The sequence below is a fragment of the Halomonas sp. 25-S5 genome, assembly GCF_029889845.1.
GTDB lineage: Bacteria > Pseudomonadota > Gammaproteobacteria > Pseudomonadales > Halomonadaceae > Halomonas.
The window spans coordinates 1-553 of sequence record NZ_JARANV010000098.1 but is presented as its reverse complement, the minus strand read 5'-3'; the positions used below and the strand labels follow the sequence as shown (position 1 = coordinate 553).

The window sequence follows — 553 nt, the reverse complement described above, 5'->3', positions numbered from 1 at the left end:
GACGTGCCGATCGACACCAACCACTTGGAGCGTGGCCTGCGCTGCATTCCCATGGGTAAAAAAAACTGGATGTTCTGCTGGAGCGAGGTCGGCGCCGAGCATGTCGGTATCCTGCAGAGCCTGCTGACCACCTGCCGCCTGCAGGGGGTGGATCCCTACACCTATCTGGTCGATGTGTTGCAGCGTATCGCCATTCACCCGGCGTCTCGTGTCGACGAGCTGACGCCGCGCTGCTGGAAGGCGCTGTTTGCCGACGCCCCTCTCCGCTCAGACATCGAAGGGTAAGTCCAGACGTACTGGAATGACCGCTTACCGTCGAAGAGCCCAAAAAAAGTCCGGGATCAACCTGCCATGACGCGTCACAGCTGGATCGATCCTGCGGACGAGGTGCCACTGGCTCGGCAGTGCCTGCTGGCAGGTGTCGTCAGATCAACGGTTTATGCTCAGCAGAAACCCAAGCCACCGGCCTCCCTGGACCTCGAACTATGCCATGCGCTCGACGAGATCTACACGCGCCGTCCGTTCTATGGCAGTCGACGAATGGTGGTCGAGC

General features: G+C 60.6%; 1 protein-coding gene and 1 pseudogene. Both read left to right on the top strand.

All coding sequences use genetic code 11. The features are described 5' to 3' along the window. Nucleotides 1-285: transposase domain-containing protein (locus OP498_RS18550; protein WP_280554831.1), on the top strand; the 285-nt coding region annotated here is incomplete at its 5' end. Between the two features lie 66 nt (nt 286-351). Continuing rightward, nucleotides 352-553: pseudogene (locus OP498_RS18545) on the top strand (IS3 family transposase); the annotation flags it as partial.